Source organism: Rathayibacter tanaceti, assembly GCF_001634385.1.
Lineage (GTDB): Bacteria > Actinomycetota > Actinomycetes > Actinomycetales > Microbacteriaceae > Rathayibacter > Rathayibacter tanaceti.
Window position 1 is genome coordinate 24,999 of the sequence record NZ_LIIN01000006.1, and the last position, 21,169, is coordinate 46,167.

Consider the following 21,169-nt stretch of genomic DNA (forward strand, 5'->3'; position numbering starts at 1 on the left):
GTGCGGCGGCGTCCGCCGTGGCGGATCAGGGTCCGGAGACGCTGCCGCAGCGAGAGCACCGAGCGCCGTGACGGAGCGGTGAGCTTACGCATCGAGAGGCTCTCGCTGAGCAGCGTGAGAAGGAGCGCATCCCCGATCTTCTGGTCCGTGGAGGGCACCGTCCCCAGATCGAGTTCATCCGATCGCCTCTCCGCTTCGACACGTCTGATCACGGCTCGGAATCCGGTGCCCGGACGATCGGGGAACGGAGCCGGTTCCCGCCGACGAGCCCGGCGAGAAGGTCCATCGCCTCTCTGGTGTCGAGACCGAGAAGAGCACGGCACGCCGTAGGACTTCATCTGACGGTCGCCGTCTCCCCACCCGCTCGTAGGTTCCCGTCTCGATACCCTGCGTCGTGACGAAGCACGGCTTCGCGGCCGGCTCCCGTTTGTCAACGAGGACGACCACCGCGGGCGCACCATCCACTGCCGAGACGTCGATGTGAGCGCGGGGAGAAGGAGCGACAGTGCCGGCCGCGTCGTGCCTGCTTCGCGGCCGAACACCCCGGCCAGGGCGTTCTGGACAAGCGGAGGCATCGAATCCGGCGGCGGGCACGAAACGCACTGCCTCGTCGAGACCGAGGAGGATCAACCCTCCGTTGCCGGTGGCGAAGGCTCTCATAGTGGGCCAGAAGCTCTTCGAGCTCCGCCGTCGACCCTGTCGCCCCGACATCCTGGGCGATTTCCACAGTGTGAGGAACCTGTGGATAACTGTGGACAACCGGCCCGTGACTGTGCGGGCGGAGCGGTCGCCTGTGGAAGGCGTTCGGTCGCTCCGGATCGCTCCACAGGGCGTCCACCGGCGCGCTCACACTCCCTCCACAGGGACGGTCCACCCCGATCCCTGTCCGCAGTAAGGGTCCGAAGCGTTTTCCACAGTTTCCACACGTGTTAACACTGTTAACGCAGTTCTCTCTTTAATCAGACGTCGACCGACAACCTCTCCACACCCGGCTCTCGCCGCTCGAGAGCAGCCCGCTTCCGAGGGGAGCGAGCCCTCCGGGTACGATGGGCGACGGTCTTCGTCCGCAACTCGTCAGGGGTGTACTCGTGAGGTTCCAAGCCAACCGCGATGTCTTCAGTGAGGCGGTGTCGTTCGCGGTCAAGCTGCTGCCGCAGCGCACGACACTGCCGATCCTCTCCGGCGTGCTCATCGAGGCGACAGCCGAGGGTCTGACCCTCTCCTCCTTCGATTACGAGGTGTCGGCCCAGACGCAGATCGCGGCCGATGTCGAAGAGACCGGGACAGTGCTGGTCTCCGGCCGCCTCCTCGCGGACATCGCCAACCGGCTGCCCAACGCGCCCGTGCGCATCGCCACGGAGGAATCGCGCGTCTCGGTCTCGGCGGGCTCGGCCCACTTCACGCTCCTCCAGATGCCGGTGGAGGAGTACCCGAGCATCCCCGAGATCGACGCCTCCACCGGGCTCGTGCCGGCCGACGCCTTCGCCGCGGCCGTGTCGCAGGTGGCGGTCGCAGCCTCCCGCGACGATGTCACCCCCGTGATCACCGGCGTGCAGCTCGAGATCACGGACAACACGATCGGCCTCGTGGCGACCGACCGCTACCGGGTCGCCGTCCGTGAGATCGACTGGGACAACGGCGAGAACCCCGCTCCCGCGCAGCCGGTCACCGCACTGGTGCCGGCGCGCACTCTCCAGGAGGTCGGCAAGACCTTCGGCCACTCGGGCACCGTCTCGATCGCGATCACCAACCGCGACGAGCGCGAGCTGATCGCGTTCACCGCCGACCGGAAGACGGTCACGTCACTGCTGATCAAGGGCAACTTCCCTCCCGTGAAGCGCCTCTTCCCCGCCTCCGTCGAGAACTACGCCGTCATGGCGACGAGCGACCTCATCGAGGCGACCCGCCGCGTCTCGCTCGTGCTCGAGCGGGAGGCCGCCCTCCGCTTCAGCTTCAGCAGCGACGGGCTGACGCTCGAGGCGATCGGCTCGGAGCAGGCGCAGGCCTCAGAGAGCATCGACGCGATCGTGACGGGAGACGACGTGGTCGTCTCGCTCAAGCCGCAGTTCCTGCTCGACGGCCTCGCTGCCGTGCACTCGGAGTTCGTGCGCATCGCGTTCACCAAAACCGAGAACCCCAACAAGCCCGGCCCCGTCCTCATCACGGCACAGACCTCGCGCGAGCAGCCCGGCAGCGACAGCTACCGCTACCTGCTCCAGCCCAACCTGCTGCTGCGCTGACCAGCTCCCGGATCGCAGAGCCGCGACCGTCCCGCTCCCGACGAGCGCCCGCCCGCCGGATATCGAATCCAGGAAGGTTCACCATGCACATCGGACTCGTCGGCCTCGGCAAGATGGGCGACAACATGCGCTCCCGCCTCCGCGAGAAGGGCGTCGAGGTCACCGGATACGACCGCAACCCGGAGGTCTCGGACGCCGCCTCGCTCGACGAGATGATCGCCGTGCTCCCCGCGCCCCGCGTCGTCTGGGTGATGGTCCCGGCGGGTGAGATCACCGATTCGGTGATCAAGGACCTCTCGGAGAAGCTCAGCGAGGGCGACCTCGTCATCGACGGCGGCAACTCCCGTTTCACCGAGGACTTCAAGCACGACGCGCTGCTGAAGCCGCTTGGGATCCACTACATCGACGCCGGCGTCTCCGGCGGAGTCTGGGGACTGCAGAACGGCTACGGCCTCATGGTCGGCGGGCCGAAGGAGCTCGTCGAGTACGCCATGCCCGTCTTCGACGCTTTGCGCCCGGAGCCCCCGCGAGGAGGGCTTCGTCCACGTCGGTGAGGTCGGCGCGGGGCACTACGCGAAGATGGTGCACAACGGCATCGAGTACGCGCTGATGCAGGCGTTCGCCGAGGGCTACGAGCTGCTCGACACCCGCAAGGACATCATCAACGACGTTACCGGCACCTTCAAGGCCTGGCAGCGCGGCACGGTCGTGCGCTCCTGGCTCCTCGAGCTGCTCGTCCGCGCCCTCGAGGAGGACCCGGAGTTCGAGCACATCGAGGGCTACGTCCAGGACTCCGGCGAGGGACGTTGGACGATCGAGGAGGCGATCAACAACGCCGTCCCGGTGCCCACGATCAGTGCCTCGATCTTCGCGCGCTTCGTCTCGCGCCAGGAGGACTCGCCGGCGATGAAGGCGGTCGCGGCGCTGCGGAACCAGTTCGGGGGGCATAGCGTCAAAGCCGTCGACTGAGCGGAGCTCAATCGACGGGCTCGGCCGGTCCCTGCCCGTCCTCGCGGCGGTCGGCTTGTCCAGGTAAGGGCGATTCGCAGAGCCGGTGACGGACTACGGACTGCGGCCCCCGTGAGGCAGGGATGCTCTCGCGGGGGCGGCGGGCCTTCGGCCGCCTTACCTGGTGGGGCGGCGGGCACATGCTGGTCCATGTGGCCTGCAGGGTGTATCGAGACTCCGAGACGAGCGGCGGAGGAGAGGAGCGCGACGTGCACGTGACGCAGTTGGCGCTCAGCGACTTCCGGAACTACGGGTCGGTCGACGTCGCGCTCGTTCCGGGATCGAACCTCTTCGTCGGGCGGAACGGACAGGGCAAGACGAACCTGGTCGAATCGCTCGGGTACCTCTCGACGCTCGGGTCGCACCGAGTGTCGAGCGACCAGGCGCTCATCCGCGCCGGCCGCGACAGCGCGGTGATCCGCGCCAGGCTCCGCAACGGCGACCGTGAGCTGCTCGCGGAGGTCCAGATCAACCGCTCCTCCCCCAACCGCGCTCAGATCAACCGCGGCGGCATCAAGCCGCGCGAGCTCCCCCGCTTCTTCTCGAGCGTCCTCTTCGCACCGGAGGATCTGCTCCTCATCCGCGGCGACCCGTCGGCCCGCCGGCGTTTCCTCGATCAGCTGGTCGTCCTCCGTTCCCCGCGGATGAGCGCAGTGCAAGCCGACTACGACCGGGTGCTGCGCCAGCGCAACTCCCTCCTGAAGTCGGCACGGACGAGCGGGATCCGCGACACGTCGAAGCTCGGCACCCTCGACATCTGGGATGAGCGTCTGATCGCGCTCGGCTCCGAGATAATGCAGTCCCGCATCACCCTTGTGGACGAGCTGAACGGGCCGGTCCGTGCCGCCTACGAGGCGGTCGCCGGAGCCGATCAGCGCCCGATGCTGCGCTCACGGTTGAGCATCGAGGGCGCGGTCGACGACGAGGGTGAGCCGGTCGAGCAGTCAGGCGCCTCCGAGTCGCCCGCGGTGGGCGAGGGGCTGGCGGAGGCGTTCGCGTCCGCCCTGGTCGGGGTGCGGCGCCGGGAGCTCGATCGGGGCGTCTCCCTCGTCGGCCCGCACCGCGACGACGTGCAGTTCGAGCTGAACTCGCTGCCCGCGAAGGGCTACGCGAGCCACGGCGAGAGCTGGTCGTTCGCGCTGGCGCTGAAACTGGGCGCGGCGGAGCTTCTGCGCCACGACTCCCCGATGGGCGACCCGGTGCTCATGCTCGACGACGTCTTCGCCGAACTGGATGCGCGCCGACGCGAGCGCCTCGCCACCGTGGTCGCCGACTACGAGCAGGTGCTGATCACTGCGGCGGTCTTCGACGACGTCCCGGAGGCACTCGCCGCGCAGACGGTGCGGATCGAGGCGGGCCGGATCGTGGGGACCGGAGCCGCCGCCGCTCCGATCACGGCACCTGAGCGGGAGTCGATCGTCGCCGAGCCCACTGCGGCGGAGCCGGCCGATGACTGACCCCGCCCGCCGCGGAGCCCCTGCCCCCGACTCCGAGGCCGCCCGTGTCTACCGGCACCTCAAGGAGGTGTTCGGCGCGGACGGCCCGCGCCGCGTCCGCCGGACCGTCGAGCGCGTAGAGCCCGCGGGCGACGCGATCCCGTTCGGCAAGGGTCGCGACCCGCACGACCTCGGCGACGTCCTTGACTCCCTCACGGTGAAGCTCGGCTGGACCGCGCCACTGGCGCAGGGCGACCTGATGTCGTCGTGGACGGCGATCGCCGGCGAGGAGACCGCGAAGCACTCGACTCCCGTCGGCGTCGTGGACGGCGTGCTCACCGTTGCGTGCGAGTCGACCGCGTGGTCGACGCAGCTGCGGCTGATGCGGATCGAGATCATGAACCACATCGCCGTGAACTTCCCCGACGCGGGTATCGCCTCGATCCGATTCCAGGGACCCGACGTCCCGAACTGGAAAAAGGGTCCCAGGTCGATTCCAGGGCGTGGTCCGCGCGACACCTACGGCTGACAACGCATTTTCGGTCGACCGTTCAACTTTCGCGCCTCAGATCGCCGTCCAGCGCTTCGGAACGGGCTCGTACGCGATAGAATGGGGGGCCGCCGAACCGCAGCGACTCCGCCCCGCGGGTGATCTCCAGATCTTCGCGTGCGCCGCGACGGACCGTCAGAGGAGAACTCCACAGCTATGACACAAGAGCCGAACGACTCCACGTCACCCGCAGAGAACGACCTGGACGCGAACGGCTCCTCCGGCCCCGCCGCTCCGCACGAGAGCATGTCGACGAAGTCGTCCGGCGACTACGGCGCCAATCAGATCCAGGTGCTCGAGGGTCTCGAGGCAGTTCGCAAGCGACCCGGGATGTACATCGGGTCCACCGGGCCGCGCGGTCTGCACCACCTGGTCTACGAGATCGTCGACAACGCCGTCGACGAGGCTCTCGCGGGCTACTGCGACAACATCGAGATCGTCATGCGCGCCGACGGAGGCGTCACCGTCGCCGACAATGGTCGCGGCATCCCGGTCGACATGCACCCCACCGAGGGCATCTCGACCGTCGAGCTCGTGCTGACGGTGCTGCACGCCGGCGGCAAGTTCGGGGGCGGCGGCTACGCGGTCTCCGGCGGTCTCCACGGCGTCGGCTCCTCCGTGGTCAACGCCCTCTCGACGCGGCTCGAGGTCGAGGTCAAGCGCCAGGGCGCGGTGTACCGGATGAGCTTCACCGATGGCGTCCCCGATTCCCCGCTCGAGAAGGGCGAGGCCAGCGACGAGACCGGCACCACGATCACCTTCTGGCCCAACGCCGAGATCTTCGAGACGGTCGAGTTCGACTACGAGACCCTCCGGGCGCGGTTCCAGCAGATGGCGTTCCTCAACAAGGGCCTGCGGATCGCGCTGACCGACCGGAACGAGGTCGAGTTCGAGGGGGAGGGCGAGGCCGAGACCGAGGGCGACCGCACCGACGTCTTCCACTACGAGAAGGGTCTCGTCGACTACGTCGAGTACATCAACTCGCTCAAGAAGTCCGATCTCGTGCACTCCGAGATCATCGACTTCGAGTCGGAGGACTCCGAGCGGCGCATCTCCCTCGAAGTCGCGATGCAGTGGACCACGGCCTACACCGAGAGTGTCCACACCTACGCGAACACGATCAACACCCACGAGGGCGGAACCCACGAGGAGGGCTTCCGCGCCGCGCTGACCTCGCTGGTCAACCGATACGCGCGCGCGAACAACCTGCTCAAGGAGAAGGACGAGAACCTCTCGGGTGACGACATCCGCGAGGGGCTCACCGCGGTTGTCTCGATCAAGCTCGGCGAGCCGCAGTTCGAGGGCCAGACGAAGACGAAGCTCGGCAACACCGAGGCCAAGGCGTTCGTGCAGCGCGTGGCCGGCGAGCAGCTCGCCGACTGGTTCGACCGCAACCCGAGCCAGGCCAAGGACATCATCCGCAAGGCGATCCAGGCCGCCTCCGCCCGCATGGCGGCGCGGAAGGCGCGCGAGACCGCCCGGCGCAAGGGCCTGCTCGAGGGCGGCGGGATGCCCGGCAAACTCAAGGACTGCCAGTCGAAGGACCCGTCGATCTCCGAGATCTTCATCGTCGAGGGCGACTCCGCGGGCGGATCCGCGGTGCAGGGCCGCAATCCCGAGACGCAGGCGATCCTCCCTCTGCGCGGCAAGATCCTCAACGTCGAGAAGGCGCGGCTCGATCGCGCGCTCGGCAACAACGAGGTCCAGGCGATGATCACGGCGTTCGGAGCCGGCATCGGCGAGGATTTCACTCCCGACAAGGCGCGGTACCACAAGATCATCCTGATGGCCGACGCCGACGTCGATGGCCAGCACATCACCACCCTCCTGCTGACCCTGCTGTTCCGCTACATGCGCCCGCTGATCGATCTGGGCTACGTCTACCTCGCTCAGCCGCCGCTCTACCGCCTCAAGTGGTCCAACTCGGCTCACGAGTACGTGTACAGCGACCGCGAGCGCGACGCGCTCCTCGCGCACGGTGCCGCCTCCAACAAGCGCATGCCCAAGGAGAACGGCATCCAGCGCTACAAGGGACTCGGCGAGATGGACTACAAGGAGCTCTGGGAGACGACGATGGACCCCGCCACGCGCACCCTCCTCCAGGTCACCCTCGACGACGCGGCCGCCGCAGACGAGATCTTCTCCACGCTGATGGGGGAGGACGTCGAGTCGCGCCGTTCCTTCATCCAGAAGAACGCGAAGGACGTCCGGTTCCTCGACATCTGAGATCGCGTCGCGATCTCGAGGGTCGAGCACAGACAGCAGCTCCACGCGCCACGGCAGCGGAACCCGACCACCTCGCCACGGCGACGACGGCCCGCAAAGGGCCGCACGACCACCGCCGAACCTCCACCCCGAGAACATTCCGAACGACCACCTGACACCCAGCGCGACCGCCGCCCCCACTCACCAGGGGCCCGGAACCATCTGAGAGACCAGAGATCATGGCAGACGAAGCAGACACACCCACCGGCCCGGACGACAGCGAGGACATCGTCACCGAGACCGGTGTGGTGATCCACGGGCACGACAAGATCGAGCCGGTCGACCTCCAGCTCGAGATGCAGCGCTCGTACCTCGACTACGCGATGAGCGTCATCGTCGGCCGTGCACTGCCCGAGGTGCGTGACGGTCTGAAGCCGGTGCACCGTCGCGTGATCTACGCCATGTACGACGGCGGCTACCGCCCCGACAAGGCCTTCTCGAAGTGCTCCCGCGTCGTCGGCGACGTCATGGGCCAGTTCCACCCGCACGGCGACTCCGCGATCTACGACGCCCTCGTGCGCCTCGTGCAGCCGTGGAGCCTCCGCTACCCGCTCGCTCTCGGCCAGGGCAACTTCGGCTCCCCCGGCAACGACGGCGCCGCGGCCCCGCGGTACACCGAGACCAAGATGGCGCCGCTGGCCCTCGAGATGGTCCGCGACATCGACAAGAACACCGTCGACTTCCAGGACAACTACGACGGGCGCACCCGCGAGCCGGCGATCCTCCCGGCACGCTTCCCCAACCTCCTGGTCAACGGTTCCGTCGGCATCGCGGTCGGCATGGCCACCAACATCCCGCCGCACAACCTCCGCGAGGTCGCTGCGGGTGCGAAGTGGGCGCTCGAGAACCCGGAGGCGACCCGCGAGGAGCTGCTCGAGGCGCTGCTCCAGCGGATCAAGGGCCCCGACTTCCCCACTGGCGCGCAGATCCTCGGCGTGCGCGGCATCCAGGTTGCGTACCGCACCGGCCGCGGCTCCATCACGATGCGCGCGGTCGTCTCGATCGAGGAGATCCAGGGCCGCACCTGCCTCGTCGTCACCGAGTTGCCGTACCAGGTGAACCCCGACAACCTGGCGGTCAAGATCGCCGAGCTGGTCAAGGACGGCCGCGTGTCCGGCATCGCCGACATCCGCGACGAGACCTCGGGCCGCACCGGGCAGCGCCTCGTGATCGTGCTGAAGCGAGACGCGGTCGCGAAGGTCGTGCTCAACAACCTCTACAAGCACACGCCGCTGCAGGAGAACTTCGGCGCGAACATGCTCGCGATCGTCGACGGCATCCCGCGCACGCTCTCGCTCGACGGCTTCATCCGGGCCTGGGTCGACCACCAGGTCGAGGTCGTCGTGCGGCGGACTCAGTACCTCCTCGACGAGGCGGAAGCGCGCATCCACATCCTGCGCGGCTACCTCAAGGCGCTCGACGCGCTCGACGAGTCATCGCGCTCATCCGCCGCTCTCCCACCGTCGAGGAGGCGCGCGACGGCCTGATGGAGCTGCTCGACATCGACGAGGTGCAGTCGCGGGCGATCCTCGACATGCAGCTGCGCCGGCTGGCCGCGCTGGAGCGCCAGAAGATCATCGACGAGCACGACCGGATCCAGGCCGAGATCGAGGACTACAAGTCGATCCTCGCGAGTCCTGCGCGTCAGCGGACGATCATCTCGGACGAGCTCGACGAGATCGTCGAGCGGTTCGGTGACGATCGCCGCACCGAGATCCTCTTCGGCTTCGACGGCGACATGAGCGTGGAGGACCTGATCCCCGAGGAGGAGATGGTCGTCACCGTCACCCGCGGCGGCTATCTCAAGCGCACCCGCAGCGACTCCTACCGCGCCCAGCACCGCGGGGGCCGGGGCGTGCGCGGCGCGCAGCTGAAGGCCGACGACATCGTCGAGCACTTCTTCGTGACCACCACGCACCACTGGCTCCTCTTCTTCACCAACACCGGACGCGTGTACCGCGCCAAGACCTACGAGTTGCAGGAGGCCGGCCGCGACGCGAAGGGCCAGCACATCGCCAACCTCCTCGCGCTCGAGCCGGGAGAGCAGATCGCTCAGATCCTCGACATCCGCGACTACGAGGCGGCGCGCTACCTCGTGCTCGCCACTCGGGACGGCCTGGTCAAGAAGACGGCCCTCTCCGAGTACGACACCAACCGCTCCGGTGGGATTATCGCGATCAAGCTGCGCGACGGCGACGAACTGGTCTCGGCGCTCCTGGTGGAGGAGGACAGCGATGTGCTGCTCGTCTCGCGCAAGGGCATGTCGATCCGCTTCACCGCTTCCGACGAGGCGCTTCGCCCGATGGGCCGCTCGACGTCGGGAGTGCGCGGCATGGCGTTCCGCGGAGAGGACCGCCTTCTCGACGCGAACGTCGTCAGCGACGAGGGCTTCGTGTTCGTGGTGACCGAGGGAGCTTCGCGAAGCGCACCGCCGTCGACCAGTACCGCCTCCAGGGCCGCGGCGGTCTGGGCATCAAGGTGGCCAAGCTCGAGGAGAAGCGGGGCGATCTCGTGGGCGCCATCATCACCGGAGAGGACGACGAGGTCCTCGTCGTCCTCGCCAGCGGCAAGGTGGTACGCTCTGCCGTGGCCGAGGTACCGGCCAAGGGTCGCGACACCATGGGAGTCGTCTTCGCACGATTCGCGGAGGACGACCGCATCATCGCACTCGCCAAGAACACCGAACGCAATCTCGACGCCCAGGACGAGGATCCCGACGCCGCGGCGCCGGCCGAGTCCGGCCCGGTGTCGGAGGAGGATGGGTCCGTAGATGAGTAGCACCGTCGCCGAGAAGCTCGCCAAGAAGTCCGCGAAGAGCCCGGCGGCGAAGCAGGTCCGCCTCAAGTTGGTCTACGTCGACTTCTGGTCGGCCGTGAAGCTCTCGTTCCTGATCGGCCTCACGCTCGCGATCATCACGATCGTCGTCGTCTACCTGGTCTACACGGTCCTGGCGCAGACGAACGTGTTCAACGAGGTCAACGGTCTCGTTCAGGACATCGCGGGCGCGGAGACGTTCGACCTCAACTCGGTCGTCTCACTTCCCCAGGTCATGGGGTTCGCGATCGTCGTGGCCGTGCTCAACACCATCGTGACCACCGCACTCGGGGCCATCGTCGCGGTGCTGTACAACCTCAGCGTGAAGATCACCGGAGGCCTGCTGGTCGGTTTCACCAACCAGTAGGGCGCGCGGAGCCGCCGATTGGGATTCTGACGTCGCGTCGGGTAGAGTCTCATCTGGTCATTTCGGGGGTATAGCTCAGGCGGTTAGAGCGCTTCACTGATAATGAAGAGGTCCCAGGTTCAAGTCCTGGTACCCCCACGGTGCCCATTGCGAGAGCCGCTCCCAGCGCGGCTCTCCGCAGTCGGCTCGTCGACGTGGCCCGTTCCACGGAGCGGGTCACGTCGGCTACCGAGAATCGCTGGCACGCGGTTCTCGCCTCCCGCCTTCATCCGGCGGTAGAACCCTCCTGATCGGCTCGCTGATCACGGGGCCTTAGCTCAGTTGGTAGAGCGCCTGCTTTGCAAGCAGGATGTCGGGAGTTCGATTCTCCCAGGCTCCACACTTCCTCCCAGCGCTCCGAGGTCGCCCTTCTGTCGTGCGATCGCGGTGGCCGACGACCGTGAACGTCTCGTGTGCCGCGCACCGAAGGCGTCGAGCGCCGCCAGTCCATTGGCTGGACGTATCGGTTGCGGCGTCCGGTGCGGCCCCGCCGCGACAGAACCTCTGCGTCGACAAGTGTGCGAACGGAGGAGTCGGCAGCGGGACAGCTGATCCGGCGAGAGGCGACCTCGTCTCCGGCTCGCTGCCATGGTCGTGACTCGAAGGTCGTCCGGGGCCACGGAGGCTGTGGGTGCTCCGCATCGCATCCGGTGATCACTCAACCCGCCTCTCCAGCCCCACCGGATCAAGCGCGGAGAAGACTCCAGCGGGCGAAGGGCTCGGGGTCGTGGTCAGGACTCCTCGCAGGCGAGACCGAGGAAGTTCTCGACCGAGAGGGTCTGGGAGGTGCCGTCGCGGATGTCGCCGACGATGACTTCGCCGACCGAGAGGGTGTCGAACTGCTCGGCGGTGAAGACCACCGGCCGGGCGACCACCGGTTCGCCGTCCGCATAGGCGCCGAGGACGTAGTCGACGCCCGGAGCGAAGCGGTCGATCACGGTGTCCGCGGGCCAGACGGTGCGCCCCACCAGATCCGTCGCTCCGAGCTGAGTGACGACGTCGGGGGAGACCCAGCGCGTGATCCTCCGCACCCCGTCTCCGATCTTCAGGGGAGAACGGTCGTCGACGGCGAGGTCGAGGCCGTTCACGATCCCGGAGCAGACCACGACGACTCCGAGCACCTCGGCGCGCTGGCCACCGCGACCGATTCCGACGGTCGCTGTCGACACCGGGCCTTCGGCCACGCACCCGGAGAGGGCGGCGAGCACGACTCCGATGCTCACGAGAGAAGAGCACCGGCGCATGGGACCTCCCCCGGTCACCCTACGCGGGTAGTGCCAGGGCGAGGGCGGTCAGAGCCTGCGGGAGCGTCGGCGCGCCCTCTGCGCGGAAGACGCCGGCGCCGGCGCTGTCTCTGACGACGATCGTCGGCGTGGAGCGGACGTCCGCCGCCTCGGCCTGGACGGGGTGGAAGGCGACGTCGAACTCGCGGATCTCGGCCGCAGGCACCAGCTCTGCCGCCCTGTCGAGCACCGACCGCGCAGTATGGCAGTCGCCGCAGAAGGCGGAGGTGTAGAGCTCGACGATCACCACAGGGGCAACGCTCCCGCCGATCCGGCGATTCCCGAGGTCAGCGCAGGAGCCACGCCTCGTTCATGGTGAGAGCGGCGTCGATCAGCTCGACGCGCTCCAGCTCCTCCACCTCGCCGACCGGGAACCACGCTGCGGCATCCGTGGACCCGTCGATCTCGTGGGTCAGCTCTCCCGAGACGATGCGGGCGCGATAGACGACGCGGATCGCATGCAGCGGGCCTGCGTCAGGGTCGCTCCGGCGGTGGGCCGGGATCACATGCGAGTCGACGCCGATCAGCGCCTCGAGCTCGGCGTGGTATCCGGTCTCCTCGAAGATCTCGCGGACCGCTGCGTCGGCCGGGGACTCGCCCTCGTCGATCCCGCCGCCCGGCAGCGTCCACGCCGACCAGGGCCCCTGGCTCCAGTGCGCGAGCAGCATCCGCTCACTGTCGATGATCACGCCGTACGCGGCGACCCGGATGTCCATCGTAGAAGCCTAACGCGCCTCTGACTCTGCCGCGGGCGCACGGACGAGCCGGACCCGCTGGGGCCCGGCTCGTCCGTGATGAACGTCAGGAGGCGGTCGAGGCCGCGTTCTGCGCGGCGCTCTCGGGCTCGTCCTCGGCCACCCAGAGCTCGTCGTCGGCGCGGAACGTTTGCCAGACGGCGTACCCGATGCCGCCGACCGCGACAAGAGCGGCACCGATGGCGAAGACCGTGCCCGCCTTGTTCTTCTTCTTCGGGGGAGTGGTCAGCTCCTCCCAGCGCGCCTTCGAGATCTCGGCGAGCTTCGCGCGGTTCTTCGAGTCCTTCGCGGCCCCGAACGCGGCGGCAGCGGTGCCCCCGACTGCCGCGACAGTCGGTGCGACGCGATGCTTGTAGGCGTCGCGTGCCGAGGAGTAGGTGCCCTCGACGGCGGAGACACCGTTGTCGTAGACGGGCTTCACGCGGGAGCGGTACGTGTCCTTGACGAGGGGCACGACCTCCTTCTTCGCGTACTTCGTGGCGTGGCGGCGGCTCTTCTCAAGAACGGCGGCCGCGTGCGCCAGCACCTCCTGCTGCTCGCCCCAGACCGCCTCGGCGTTCTTGCGAAGACGCTTGAGGTCCTTCTTGTGCTTACGTGACAGACCCATGTTGGTCCTCCATCGGCTACGAGCAGCGAACGCATCAATACTGCCACTCATCGATCGTCGTCCGCATCGCGCGCCCAGCGCATTGACACCGGGCGTTGCTGGGGCCTACAGACGCGCTGTGCGAGAATCCCTCCATGCCTTTGCACACCGCCGTCGCGACGTTCCACACCAACAAGGGCGACATCGTCGTCAACCTCTACGGGAACCACGCTCCCAAGACGGTCCGCAACTTCGTCGGTCTCGCGACCGGCGACATCGAGTGGACCCACCCGGCGACGGGCGCGAAGACGAAGGAGCCGCTCTACAACGGCACCGTCTTCCACCGCATCATCCCCGACTTCATGCTGCAGGGCGGAGACCCGCTCGGCCAGGCGTCGGCGGACCCGGCTACCAGTTCGACGACGAGATCAGCCCGGAGCTCGACTTCACCGAGCCCTACATCCTCGCCATGGCGAACGCCGGCAAGCAGGCGGGGCGCGGCACCAACGGCTCGCAGTTCTTCATCACGGTAGCGCCGACCACCTGGCTCCAGGGCAAGCACACCATCTTCGGCGCTGTCGCCGACGAGGAGTCGAAGAAGCTCGTCCAGTCGCTCTCGGCCATCCCTACCGACGGCCGTGACAAGCCGCTCGACGACGTGGTCATCGAGAGCGTCGAGATCACCGAGGCCTGATCGCCTCGTCCACCACTCACTCGAGGGCCGGGTCCGTGAGGATCCGGCCCTCGTTCTCCCCGGAGGCACGTCCGTGACCCAGGTCCCGCCGAGCAGCGCGTACGCCTGCTACCGCCACCCCGATCGGCAGAGCTTCGTGCGCTGTCAGCGGTGCGGCCGCACCATCTGCGGCGAGTGCCAGACGCCGGCCCCGGTCGGCGTGATCTGCCCGGACGACATGGCGCAGCAGCGCGCAACCGCTCCGCGCACCCGCAGTCCGCTCGTCTCGCGCGTGCGAGCGATGACCCGGGCCGACCAGCCGACGGTGACCTACGCGATCATCGCGCTCTGCGTCGTCCTCTGGATCCTCGAGATCCTCCCGTTCGTCGGCGGTCCTGTGATCAACGCGCTCCTGTACGCCCCCGCCTACACGCTTCCCGGCTTCGGCGCCGACTTCGAGCCGTGGCGGATGCTCACCTCGGTGTTCCTGCACAGCACCTCGCTCTTCTTCGTCATCCCGTTCCACCTCGTGCTGAACATGTACACGCTGTGGGTGTTCGGGATGGCCCTCGAGCGGATGCTCGGCCGCGGGCGCTACCTCACGCTCTTCCTCCTCAGCGGATTCGCCGGCTCGGTGGGCGTGCTGCTCCTTGCCGACCCGCTGACGCCGGTGATCGGTGCCTCCGGGGCGATCTTCGGGCTGATGGGCGCGTACCTGGTGATCCTCCGGCACCTCGGCGGCCAGGCCTCGCAGCTGCTCGTACTCGTGGGGCTCAACCTCGTGATCGGTTTCCTCCCCGGGATGAACGTGGCCTGGCAGGCGCACGTCGGCGGCCTCGTGGCGGGTGCTCTGATCGGTCTGGTCTTCACCCGCACACGGCAGCGCTCGCAGCGGCGGTCACAGGACCTCCTGGTCGGGCTGATCGGCGTCGCCCTCGTGGCGATCACCGCGGGGGCGTACGTCCTGGCCTGATCCGGCGGCCCAGGTGCGCGGTGGGACCCCGCGGCGTCCCGGATCTGCCGCGGGCTGGGGTGTCCGCGGGCTGGGGAGGAAGTTATCCACAGAGTTGTTAACACTGGGGAGAACGAGGCGGGTGTCACCCGGAGCAGGACGGCGGGCGGGCGCGAGGGGGCGGCCGGACCAGCGTCAGGCCGCCGATCGCGGGCGTCGGCGTCTCCGATCGGCTCTGGGCCGTTCGGTCGCGGATCTCTCCACAGTAGTTTCCACAGCTGGGGATAATTACAGCCGTGTAGTTCGCCGGCGGCGGGCCACGACCACCGTCGCATCGCGATCGTCGTCACGGAGGACGGACGCACTGAACCCCGAGCCCTCGAAGGCGGCGGCACTCGCCCGGGCCTGACGCTCCCCGACCTCGATCACCACGGCGCCGTCGGGAGCGAGCCACTCCGACCCCTCGGCGGCGATGCGCCTGTGCAGTTCGAGGCCGTCCGGGCCACCGTCGAGCGTGAACCGCGGCTCGTGGACGCGCGCCTCGGGAGGCATCAGGCTGATCGCCTCCGTCGGCACATAGGGCGCGTTCACGACCACCACGTCGATCCTCCCCCGCTCGTCCGGCGGGAGCGCGGCGAAAAGATCGCTCTCGACGACCGTGGCCAGCTCCTCGAGGGTCTGCCGCGCGCACGCGACCGCCGCGGGGGAGAGATCGGCGGCGAGCAGGCGCACGTCCGGGCGCTCCTCGGCGATCGCGCGGGCGATCGCACCTGCCCCGCAGCAGAGGTCGAGCACGGTCGCGCCCGGCCGCAGCAGCGGCAGAGCGGAGTCGACCACCCACTCCGTCCGCACGCGCGGTACGAAGACACCGGGAGTGACCGGGACGCGCAGGCCCCGGAAGGCGACCCAGCCGAGGATCTGCTCGAGCGGTTCCCCTGCCTCGCGCCGGCACAGGAGGAGCTCCAGAGCGGAGGAGGACGCGGCCGCCTCCTCGAGGAGCACCGCTTCCTCCTCCGCGAAGACACAGCCGGCGGCGCGCAGGCGGGCCACCGACGACGAACGCCCCGTCGGCGGACCGGACGGGGCGTCGTTCACAACTGCGGGCTCAGCGCCAGCGGGTGGTCATCAGGAAGCCGATGAAGGCGATCCCGAACCCGATCAGAATGTTGAGATTGCCGAGATCGGGGATCGGCAGGATGCCCTGGCTCACGTAGAAGACGATGATCCAGATGAGGCCGAGCAGCATGAAGCCGAACATCACGGGCTTGAACCAGACCGGATTCGGTGCGTTCTCGCCGGTCCGGGCCTCGTCGCGCTCGGGCTTCGGGCTCTTCGTCGCTCGTGCCATGCCGACAACTGTACCCGGCGGAGGCTGGTGCCCGGGAGCAGGCCCGCGGCGCCCGACCGGGCCGGTCGCCGATCCGCGCGGTCCACGGCGTGGATCGGCACGACTCCGCAGGACGGGTCGTGCCCTCACAGCGTTGCGGATCGCGAGTCGTCCACAGGGCGCCGAGGACCTCCGCGGCCGCGCGTGCAGCACGCCTAGACTCGTCGCATGAGCGCCCAGAACACCGACGGGACGGCTCTGCGGCCGCGAGGGAAGCGGCGCAGAGCCCGCCCGGCCCGCCGCCTCTCGATCTTCGGAGTCGTCGGCGAGCTCCTGATGACGGCCGGCGCCCTCGTGCTCCTCTTCCTCGGCTGGCAGCTCTGGTGGAACGACGCGGTGATCGCCGGCCAGCAGACGACGCAGGCGGCCGAGCTGCGCGAGAGCTGGGGCGGCGCTGCTCCGCTCGACACCGCCGACACCTCGGCTCCCACCGAGCCGGTCGTCGCGACCGCGGCGGCGCTCGACACCTCCTTCGGCAACCTCTACATCCCCCGCTACGGCGACGGCTGGGTGCGCACGATCGCCGAAGGGATCGACGCCGAGAACGTGCTCGACGAGGGCAGCATCGGTCACTACCCCGGCACGCAGATGCCCGGGCAGCAGGGCAACTTCGCGCTCGCCGCCCACCGCAGCGCGTACGGCGGCGGGATGCATCTCATCGACGAGTTCCAGCTCGGCGATCCGATCTACATCGAGACCGCCGACGGCTGGTACACCTACCGTTTCCGCAACCTCGAGTACGTGCAGCCCTCCGACGTCCAGGTGATCGATGCGGTGCCGTGGACGCCCGATGCCTCGCCCGGCGACCGTCTGATCACCCTGACCAGCTGCAACCCGCTCTACTCGACCGCCGAGCGCATCATCGCCTACGGCGTCTTCGACTCGTTCCAGCCGCGCTCGGCCGGTGCCCCCGCCGAGATCGCCGGCTCGCTGGCTCAGGAGGGCTGAGCGTGTACGCGGCGCTGTGGCGCCTCCTGCCGGGACCCTGGTGGGTGCGGCTCCTGATCGTGCTCGCCCTGGCGGCGGCGGTGCTCGTCGCGCTCGACGAGTGGGTGTTCCCGTGGGTGCAGTCGCTGGTGCTCGACCGGAACGTGACCGTCGGCTCGTGATCGCGGGTGCGGGCCTGCGGATCCTGGTGGTCGACAACTACGACAGCTTCGTCTTCACGCTGGTCTCGTACCTCCGCGAGCTCGGAGCCGATGTCGACGTGGTCGAGGGAACGGAGTTGGGCGTCGACGGACTGCTCGCCCGCGCGCGGGGTGCCGACGGGGTCCTGATCTCGCCCGGACCGGGCCGACCGGAGGACGTCCCTGCCTCGGTGGCTCTGATCGGGCAGGCGCGCACTCTTTCGCAGCCACTCCTCGGGGTCTGCCTCGGACACCAGGTGCTCGTCCATGCCCTCGGCGGGCGCGTGCAGGAGGGGCCGGACCCGGTGCACGGGCGCACGTCGCGAATCCGTCACGACGGTGACCCGCTGTTCGCCGGGCTCCCCTCGGGCTTCGCGGGAATGCGATATCACTCCCTCCTGGTTGACCGCGAGTCCCTGCCGGGTGAGCTCCAGGTCATCGCTGTCTCGGAGGAGGGCATCGTCATGGGCGTGCGCCACCGTGAGGCTCCGCTCGTGGGCGTGCAGTTTCATCCAGAGTCAGTGCTGACCGAGGGCGGCCACAAGCTGATCGACAACTGGCTCGCCGACATCGCAGCGCGGAAACCGCCCGCGCGCTGATCCCGACACGCCCGGGCATTCGATATCGAGTGTTCTGCCGGATCGATTTCGGGCCGCTTATCGCCCTCTTTATCGTGGCGAGAGTGTGAGAATGAGCGGTGCTCTGTGTACCCCGAACGGGGGTGGGAGTTCCGCGTCAGGTGGGGTGCAGAATCCGCCAATTGACGGGTAAGAAAGAGGGTAAGACTGATCCGTGCCGGACGTTCCCGCGGGGCGGCGGCGCTCAGTCCCCTGCACACCCCCCGATCAGGTGTCGTGATGTGACGGGTCCGAGGCGGCGAAGGAGACCCCTTCTCCATGCATAATCGGAGGGCGTCAGCATGGGGACTGGCAGCGAGAGAGACTACCGGGGGAACAGATGGTCAAATCGATATCCTGGGCCTTTTCAGGTATTCGCGAGCTCGAGAACCTCGGGCCGCGGATCGTGGCGAAGCCCGGAACAGTCCCGAGCATTTCCGGCTCGGGATTCGGCACGGGCGACCTCAGCGTCGTACTGATGACCGTCTCACCCCTGCGGATCCTCCGCGGGACCTGGGCGGGAGACGACACCTCGTTCCTGAACTTCACCTTCCTCATCGACGGCTTCGTGCGCATGGTCGCGCCGGAACGCACGGTGCTCCTGCGCCCCGGTTCGGTCTCGTACCAGCAGGGCAACACGACCTTCACGACCGAGTCGACGACGCCGGCCACCCTGCTGCACGTCTCGATCCGCGCCGATGAGATGCGACGCTACGGCTTCGACACCGCGTCCCCCGTCCATGCGCTCGATCCCGACGCGCGCTCGACCCGGGCGGCTTACGCCTTCACCACGGCGTTCGCCCTTGCCGCGGAATCGGGAACCGGACTGCCCGGTGAGGGAGAGGTCACCGGCTTCGCCCACGTGGTCAAGCAGCTCCTGACGAGCGCATTCCTCGCTGCCGCCAGCGTCCAGCCTGGCACCACCAGTGTGCGGGCCGCGACGCTCGGTCGCGCTCGCACTGTGATCGACCGCACGCACCGCACTCCGCGCTGCACCCCGGAGGCGGTGGCCGACGCTGTCAACGTGTCGACCCGCTCCCTCCAGCGGCTCTTCGAGGACGCCGGTACCACGGTGGCCAGCGAGATCGAGCGGGCTCGTGTCGCGAGTGCGGTCGAGCTGCTGCGCCGTCGCCCGCGGGAGGTGCCCCTCGAAGCCATCGCCGCAGCATCCGGCTTCTCGTCCGCCGACCACCTCCGCAGGGCGTTGAAGCGCCGCGAGGGGCTCACTCCGAGCGACATCCGCGCTCGGACGACCCGACGCTCGAGCGACGCGACCCAGGGCGAGGTCGTGCGGCTGCAGCCTCCGCTCGCGGGAGTGCGCCGCGCCTAGCCCGCCCGTGGCTCAGCCCGCGCAGTAGCCGAGCTGGATGGTCGAGCCCTGGGGTACGTCCCCGGGGGCCCTCGACTGCGTGGTGATCGGCGGATTCGCGCGGGTCGCGTCGCAGCTCTCGTCAGGCACCTCGACCCCGACGAGCTGCAGCTTCTCGGAGGCGAGGGTCGCCAGCGCGCTGCTGAGGGAGGTGCCGACGAGGTCGGGCAGGGTGACCTGGCCGGACGAGACGACCAGGTCGATCGGAGTGCCGGGGGCGACCTGCTGGCCAGCTGCGGGAGAGGCGGACAGGACGACGTCTCCCGCCACGGTCGGTGAGTTCTCGCGCGTCTGAGACCCCTCGACGAATCCGGCCGCGGTGATCGCCTCGATCGCCTCGGCGAGCGTCTTCCCGGCGGTCTCGGGCACCGCCACAGGTTGCGGGCCCTGCGAGACGACGACGCGGATCACGGTCTCGGGGGCCACGATGGTGCCCGAACCGGGATCGGTCCGGATGACCTCGCCCTCGGGAACGCTCGTGCTGTACTCGGTGACCTGGCTCGGGACGAGGTCGATCGCCGTCAGTGTCTCCTGCGCGCTCTCGTAGGTGGTTTGCGTGAGCGAGGGGACCTCCCGCGACTGCGAGGGCAGGGTCGAATCGGGTTGCAGAGTCAGCACCCAGATCACCAGCGCGGCCACGATGACGGCGAGCACGACGATCGACGACCAGATCCAGAGCACCGGAGGGCGCCGCTGAGTGCGCACGATCGAGTTGTCCTCGGCCAGCTGGCGCAGGGCGAGCTCGGAATCGGTGACGCCGCCCTGGCTGCGGGCCGCGAAGAGCGAGGTCGTCAGCTCGTCGATCGGGCGGTGGTCGGGGAGGCGGCCGGCCGCGGCCTCGCGCAGGTCGTCGCGGAACTCCGCCGCGCCCTGGAAGCGCTCGTACCGGTCCTTCGAGAGGGCGCGCGCGACGACGGCGTCGAGGGCGGCGGAGACGGTGGGGTTGATCGAACTCGGCGCCGGCGGCGTCTCGCTGACGTGCTGATAGGCGACGGCGACGGGGGTGTCGCCGCGGAACGGCGCGCGACCGGTCAGCAGCTCGAAGAGCACGATGCCGGCCGAGTAGAGGTCGCTCCGTGCGTCGACCTGCTCGCCCTTGGCCTGCTCGGGAGAGAAGTACGCGGCGGTGCCCAGGATCGCGGTGGTTTGGGCGACGGTCGCGGCCGAATCGGAGACGGCACGGGCGATGCCGAAGTCCATCACCTTCACCTGGCCGGAGGGGGTCAGCATGATGTTGCCGGGCTTGATGTCGCGGTGCACCACTCCTGCCCGGTGTGAGTACTCGAGGGCTGTCAGGATGCCCTCGGTGATGCGGACGGCCTCGTCGACCTCGACGGGACCCTCGGCGATGACGTCCTTCAGCAGGCGCCCCTCGATGTGTTCCATGACGATGAAGGGACGGCGCGACTCGCCGCCGTTCTCGTCGACGGTGACCTCCTCGCCGGCGTCGAACACGCGGACGACGGTCGGGTGCGACATGCGCGACGCAGCCTGCGCCTCCTGCCGGAAGCGGAGCCGGAACGCGGAGTCGGAGGAGAGGGAGAGCTTCAGCTCCTTGATGGCCACGGTGCGGCCGAGCCGTGTGTCCGTTCCGAGGTGGACCTCGGACATCCCTCCGCGGCCGAGGCGGGGCCCGACCTGGTACCGACCCGCGATCAGGCGACCCTCATCCGTCACGCGCACGCTCCTGCCCTGTACTTC

The 21,169-nt window shown here is 68.7% G+C and carries 18 protein-coding genes, 2 tRNA genes and 3 pseudogenes; 16 read left to right on the plus strand and 7 right to left on the minus strand.

The genetic code is table 11. The features are described from left to right. Positions 1-1,088: 1,088 nt before the first annotated feature. From dnaN to ACH61_RS01765, 10 genes and pseudogenes are all read left to right on the plus strand, one after another. On the plus strand, positions 1,089-2,240 hold the full coding sequence (gene dnaN / locus ACH61_RS01725) for a DNA polymerase III subunit beta (protein WP_068207869.1): 1,152 nt from the start codon (positions 1,089-1,091) through the stop codon (positions 2,238-2,240). An 83-nt stretch (positions 2,241-2,323) separates the two neighbouring features. Then, positions 2,324-3,209 (plus strand): annotated as a pseudogene (gene gnd / locus ACH61_RS01730) (phosphogluconate dehydrogenase (NAD(+)-dependent, decarboxylating)). 248 nt (positions 3,210-3,457) lie between these two features. Next, positions 3,458-4,705, plus strand: a complete 1,248-nt coding sequence (gene recF, locus ACH61_RS01735; protein WP_068207822.1) for a DNA replication/repair protein RecF — start codon at positions 3,458-3,460, stop codon at positions 4,703-4,705. After that, positions 4,698-5,213 (plus strand): DciA family protein, encoded by a 516-nt coding sequence (locus ACH61_RS01740; protein WP_068207825.1) that lies wholly within the window; start codon positions 4,698-4,700, stop codon positions 5,211-5,213. The genes recF and ACH61_RS01740 overlap by 8 nt, the downstream gene beginning before the upstream one ends. Before the next feature lie 177 nt (positions 5,214-5,390). Next, positions 5,391-7,460: a DNA topoisomerase (ATP-hydrolyzing) subunit B gene (gyrB, locus tag ACH61_RS01745; protein ID WP_082844930.1), complete on the plus strand. Its 2,070-nt coding sequence runs from the start codon at positions 5,391-5,393 to the stop codon at positions 7,458-7,460. Positions 7,461-7,900: 440 nt separating this feature from the next. Beyond that, positions 7,901-9,819 (plus strand): annotated as a pseudogene (gene gyrA, locus ACH61_RS01750) (DNA gyrase subunit A); the annotation flags it as partial. Positions 9,820-9,965: 146 nt separating this feature from the next. Further along, positions 9,966-10,277, plus strand: coding sequence for a DNA gyrase C-terminal beta-propeller domain-containing protein (locus ACH61_RS18075; RefSeq protein WP_236713495.1), 312 nt, complete (start codon positions 9,966-9,968; stop codon positions 10,275-10,277). Beyond that, positions 10,270-10,680, plus strand: coding sequence for a DUF3566 domain-containing protein (locus ACH61_RS01755; RefSeq protein WP_068207827.1), 411 nt, complete (start codon positions 10,270-10,272; stop codon positions 10,678-10,680). The genes ACH61_RS18075 and ACH61_RS01755 overlap by 8 nt, the downstream gene beginning before the upstream one ends. Before the next feature lie 64 nt (positions 10,681-10,744). After that, a tRNA-Ile gene (locus tag ACH61_RS01760) sits at positions 10,745-10,818 on the plus strand. A gap of 168 nt (positions 10,819-10,986) precedes the next feature. Continuing rightward, positions 10,987-11,059 (plus strand) — tRNA-Ala (locus ACH61_RS01765). 391 nt (positions 11,060-11,450) lie between these two features. Here ACH61_RS01765 and ACH61_RS01770 read toward each other — a convergent pair. The 4 genes from ACH61_RS01770 to ACH61_RS01785 form a co-directional block, all read right to left on the minus strand. Then, positions 11,451-11,942 carry a hypothetical protein gene (locus tag ACH61_RS01770; RefSeq protein ID WP_068207829.1) on the minus strand — a complete coding sequence of 164 codons (492 nt, stop codon included), beginning with the start codon at positions 11,940-11,942 and terminating at the stop codon, positions 11,451-11,453. A 40-nt stretch (positions 11,943-11,982) separates the two neighbouring features. Next, a complete protein-coding gene (locus ACH61_RS01775) occupies positions 11,983-12,252 on the minus strand; it encodes a glutaredoxin family protein (protein WP_236713493.1) in 270 nt (89 codons plus the stop codon). Positions 12,253-12,289: 37 nt separating this feature from the next. Further along, positions 12,290-12,718, minus strand: a complete 429-nt coding sequence (locus ACH61_RS01780) for an NUDIX hydrolase (RefSeq protein ID WP_068207832.1) — start codon at positions 12,716-12,718, stop codon at positions 12,290-12,292. Between the two features lie 85 nt (positions 12,719-12,803). Continuing rightward, positions 12,804-13,364 (minus strand): hypothetical protein, encoded by a 561-nt coding sequence (locus ACH61_RS01785; RefSeq protein WP_068207835.1) that lies wholly within the window; start codon positions 13,362-13,364, stop codon positions 12,804-12,806. A 134-nt stretch (positions 13,365-13,498) separates the two neighbouring features. Between ACH61_RS01785 and ACH61_RS01790 the strand changes: the two are divergent. Both ACH61_RS01790 and ACH61_RS01795 read left to right on the plus strand, forming a co-directional pair. Then, positions 13,499-14,037: pseudogene (locus ACH61_RS01790) on the plus strand (peptidylprolyl isomerase). 73 nt (positions 14,038-14,110) lie between these two features. Further along, positions 14,111-14,989: a rhomboid family intramembrane serine protease gene (locus tag ACH61_RS01795; protein WP_068207837.1), complete on the plus strand. Its 879-nt coding sequence runs from the start codon at positions 14,111-14,113 to the stop codon at positions 14,987-14,989. Between the two features lie 267 nt (positions 14,990-15,256). On the opposite strand, the gene ACH61_RS01800 is transcribed toward ACH61_RS01795, so the two are convergent. Further along, a complete protein-coding gene (locus ACH61_RS01800) occupies positions 15,257-16,063 on the minus strand; it encodes a putative protein N(5)-glutamine methyltransferase (protein WP_199220834.1) in 807 nt (268 codons plus the stop codon). A 10-nt stretch (positions 16,064-16,073) separates the two neighbouring features. After that, positions 16,074-16,316 carry a cell division protein CrgA gene (locus tag ACH61_RS01805; RefSeq protein ID WP_068207843.1) on the minus strand — a complete coding sequence of 81 codons (243 nt, stop codon included), beginning with the start codon at positions 16,314-16,316 and terminating at the stop codon, positions 16,074-16,076. A gap of 207 nt (positions 16,317-16,523) precedes the next feature. On the opposite strand from ACH61_RS01805, the gene ACH61_RS01810 reads away from it, so the two are divergent. From ACH61_RS01810 to ACH61_RS01820, 4 genes are all read left to right on the plus strand, one after another. Further along, positions 16,524-17,303, plus strand: a complete 780-nt coding sequence (locus ACH61_RS01810) for a class E sortase (protein ID WP_068207847.1) — start codon at positions 16,524-16,526, stop codon at positions 17,301-17,303. Positions 17,304-17,305: 2 nt separating this feature from the next. Further along, a complete protein-coding gene (locus ACH61_RS17790; RefSeq protein ID WP_166971874.1) occupies positions 17,306-17,464 on the plus strand; it encodes a hypothetical protein in 159 nt (52 codons plus the stop codon). After that, a complete protein-coding gene (locus ACH61_RS01815) occupies positions 17,461-18,081 on the plus strand; it encodes an anthranilate synthase component II (RefSeq protein ID WP_199220835.1) in 621 nt (206 codons plus the stop codon). Before ACH61_RS17790 ends, ACH61_RS01815 begins: the two co-directional genes overlap by 4 nt. A gap of 496 nt (positions 18,082-18,577) precedes the next feature. Beyond that, positions 18,578-19,429: a helix-turn-helix domain-containing protein gene (locus ACH61_RS01820; RefSeq protein WP_158286082.1), complete on the plus strand. Its 852-nt coding sequence runs from the start codon at positions 18,578-18,580 to the stop codon at positions 19,427-19,429. A gap of 12 nt (positions 19,430-19,441) precedes the next feature. Here the strand turns inward: ACH61_RS01820 and pknB are convergent, their stop codons facing one another. After that, entirely contained in the window at positions 19,442-21,145 is a 1,704-nt protein-coding gene (pknB, locus tag ACH61_RS01825; RefSeq protein WP_068207852.1) for a Stk1 family PASTA domain-containing Ser/Thr kinase, read from the minus strand. Between the last annotated feature and the right edge of the window lie 24 nt (positions 21,146-21,169).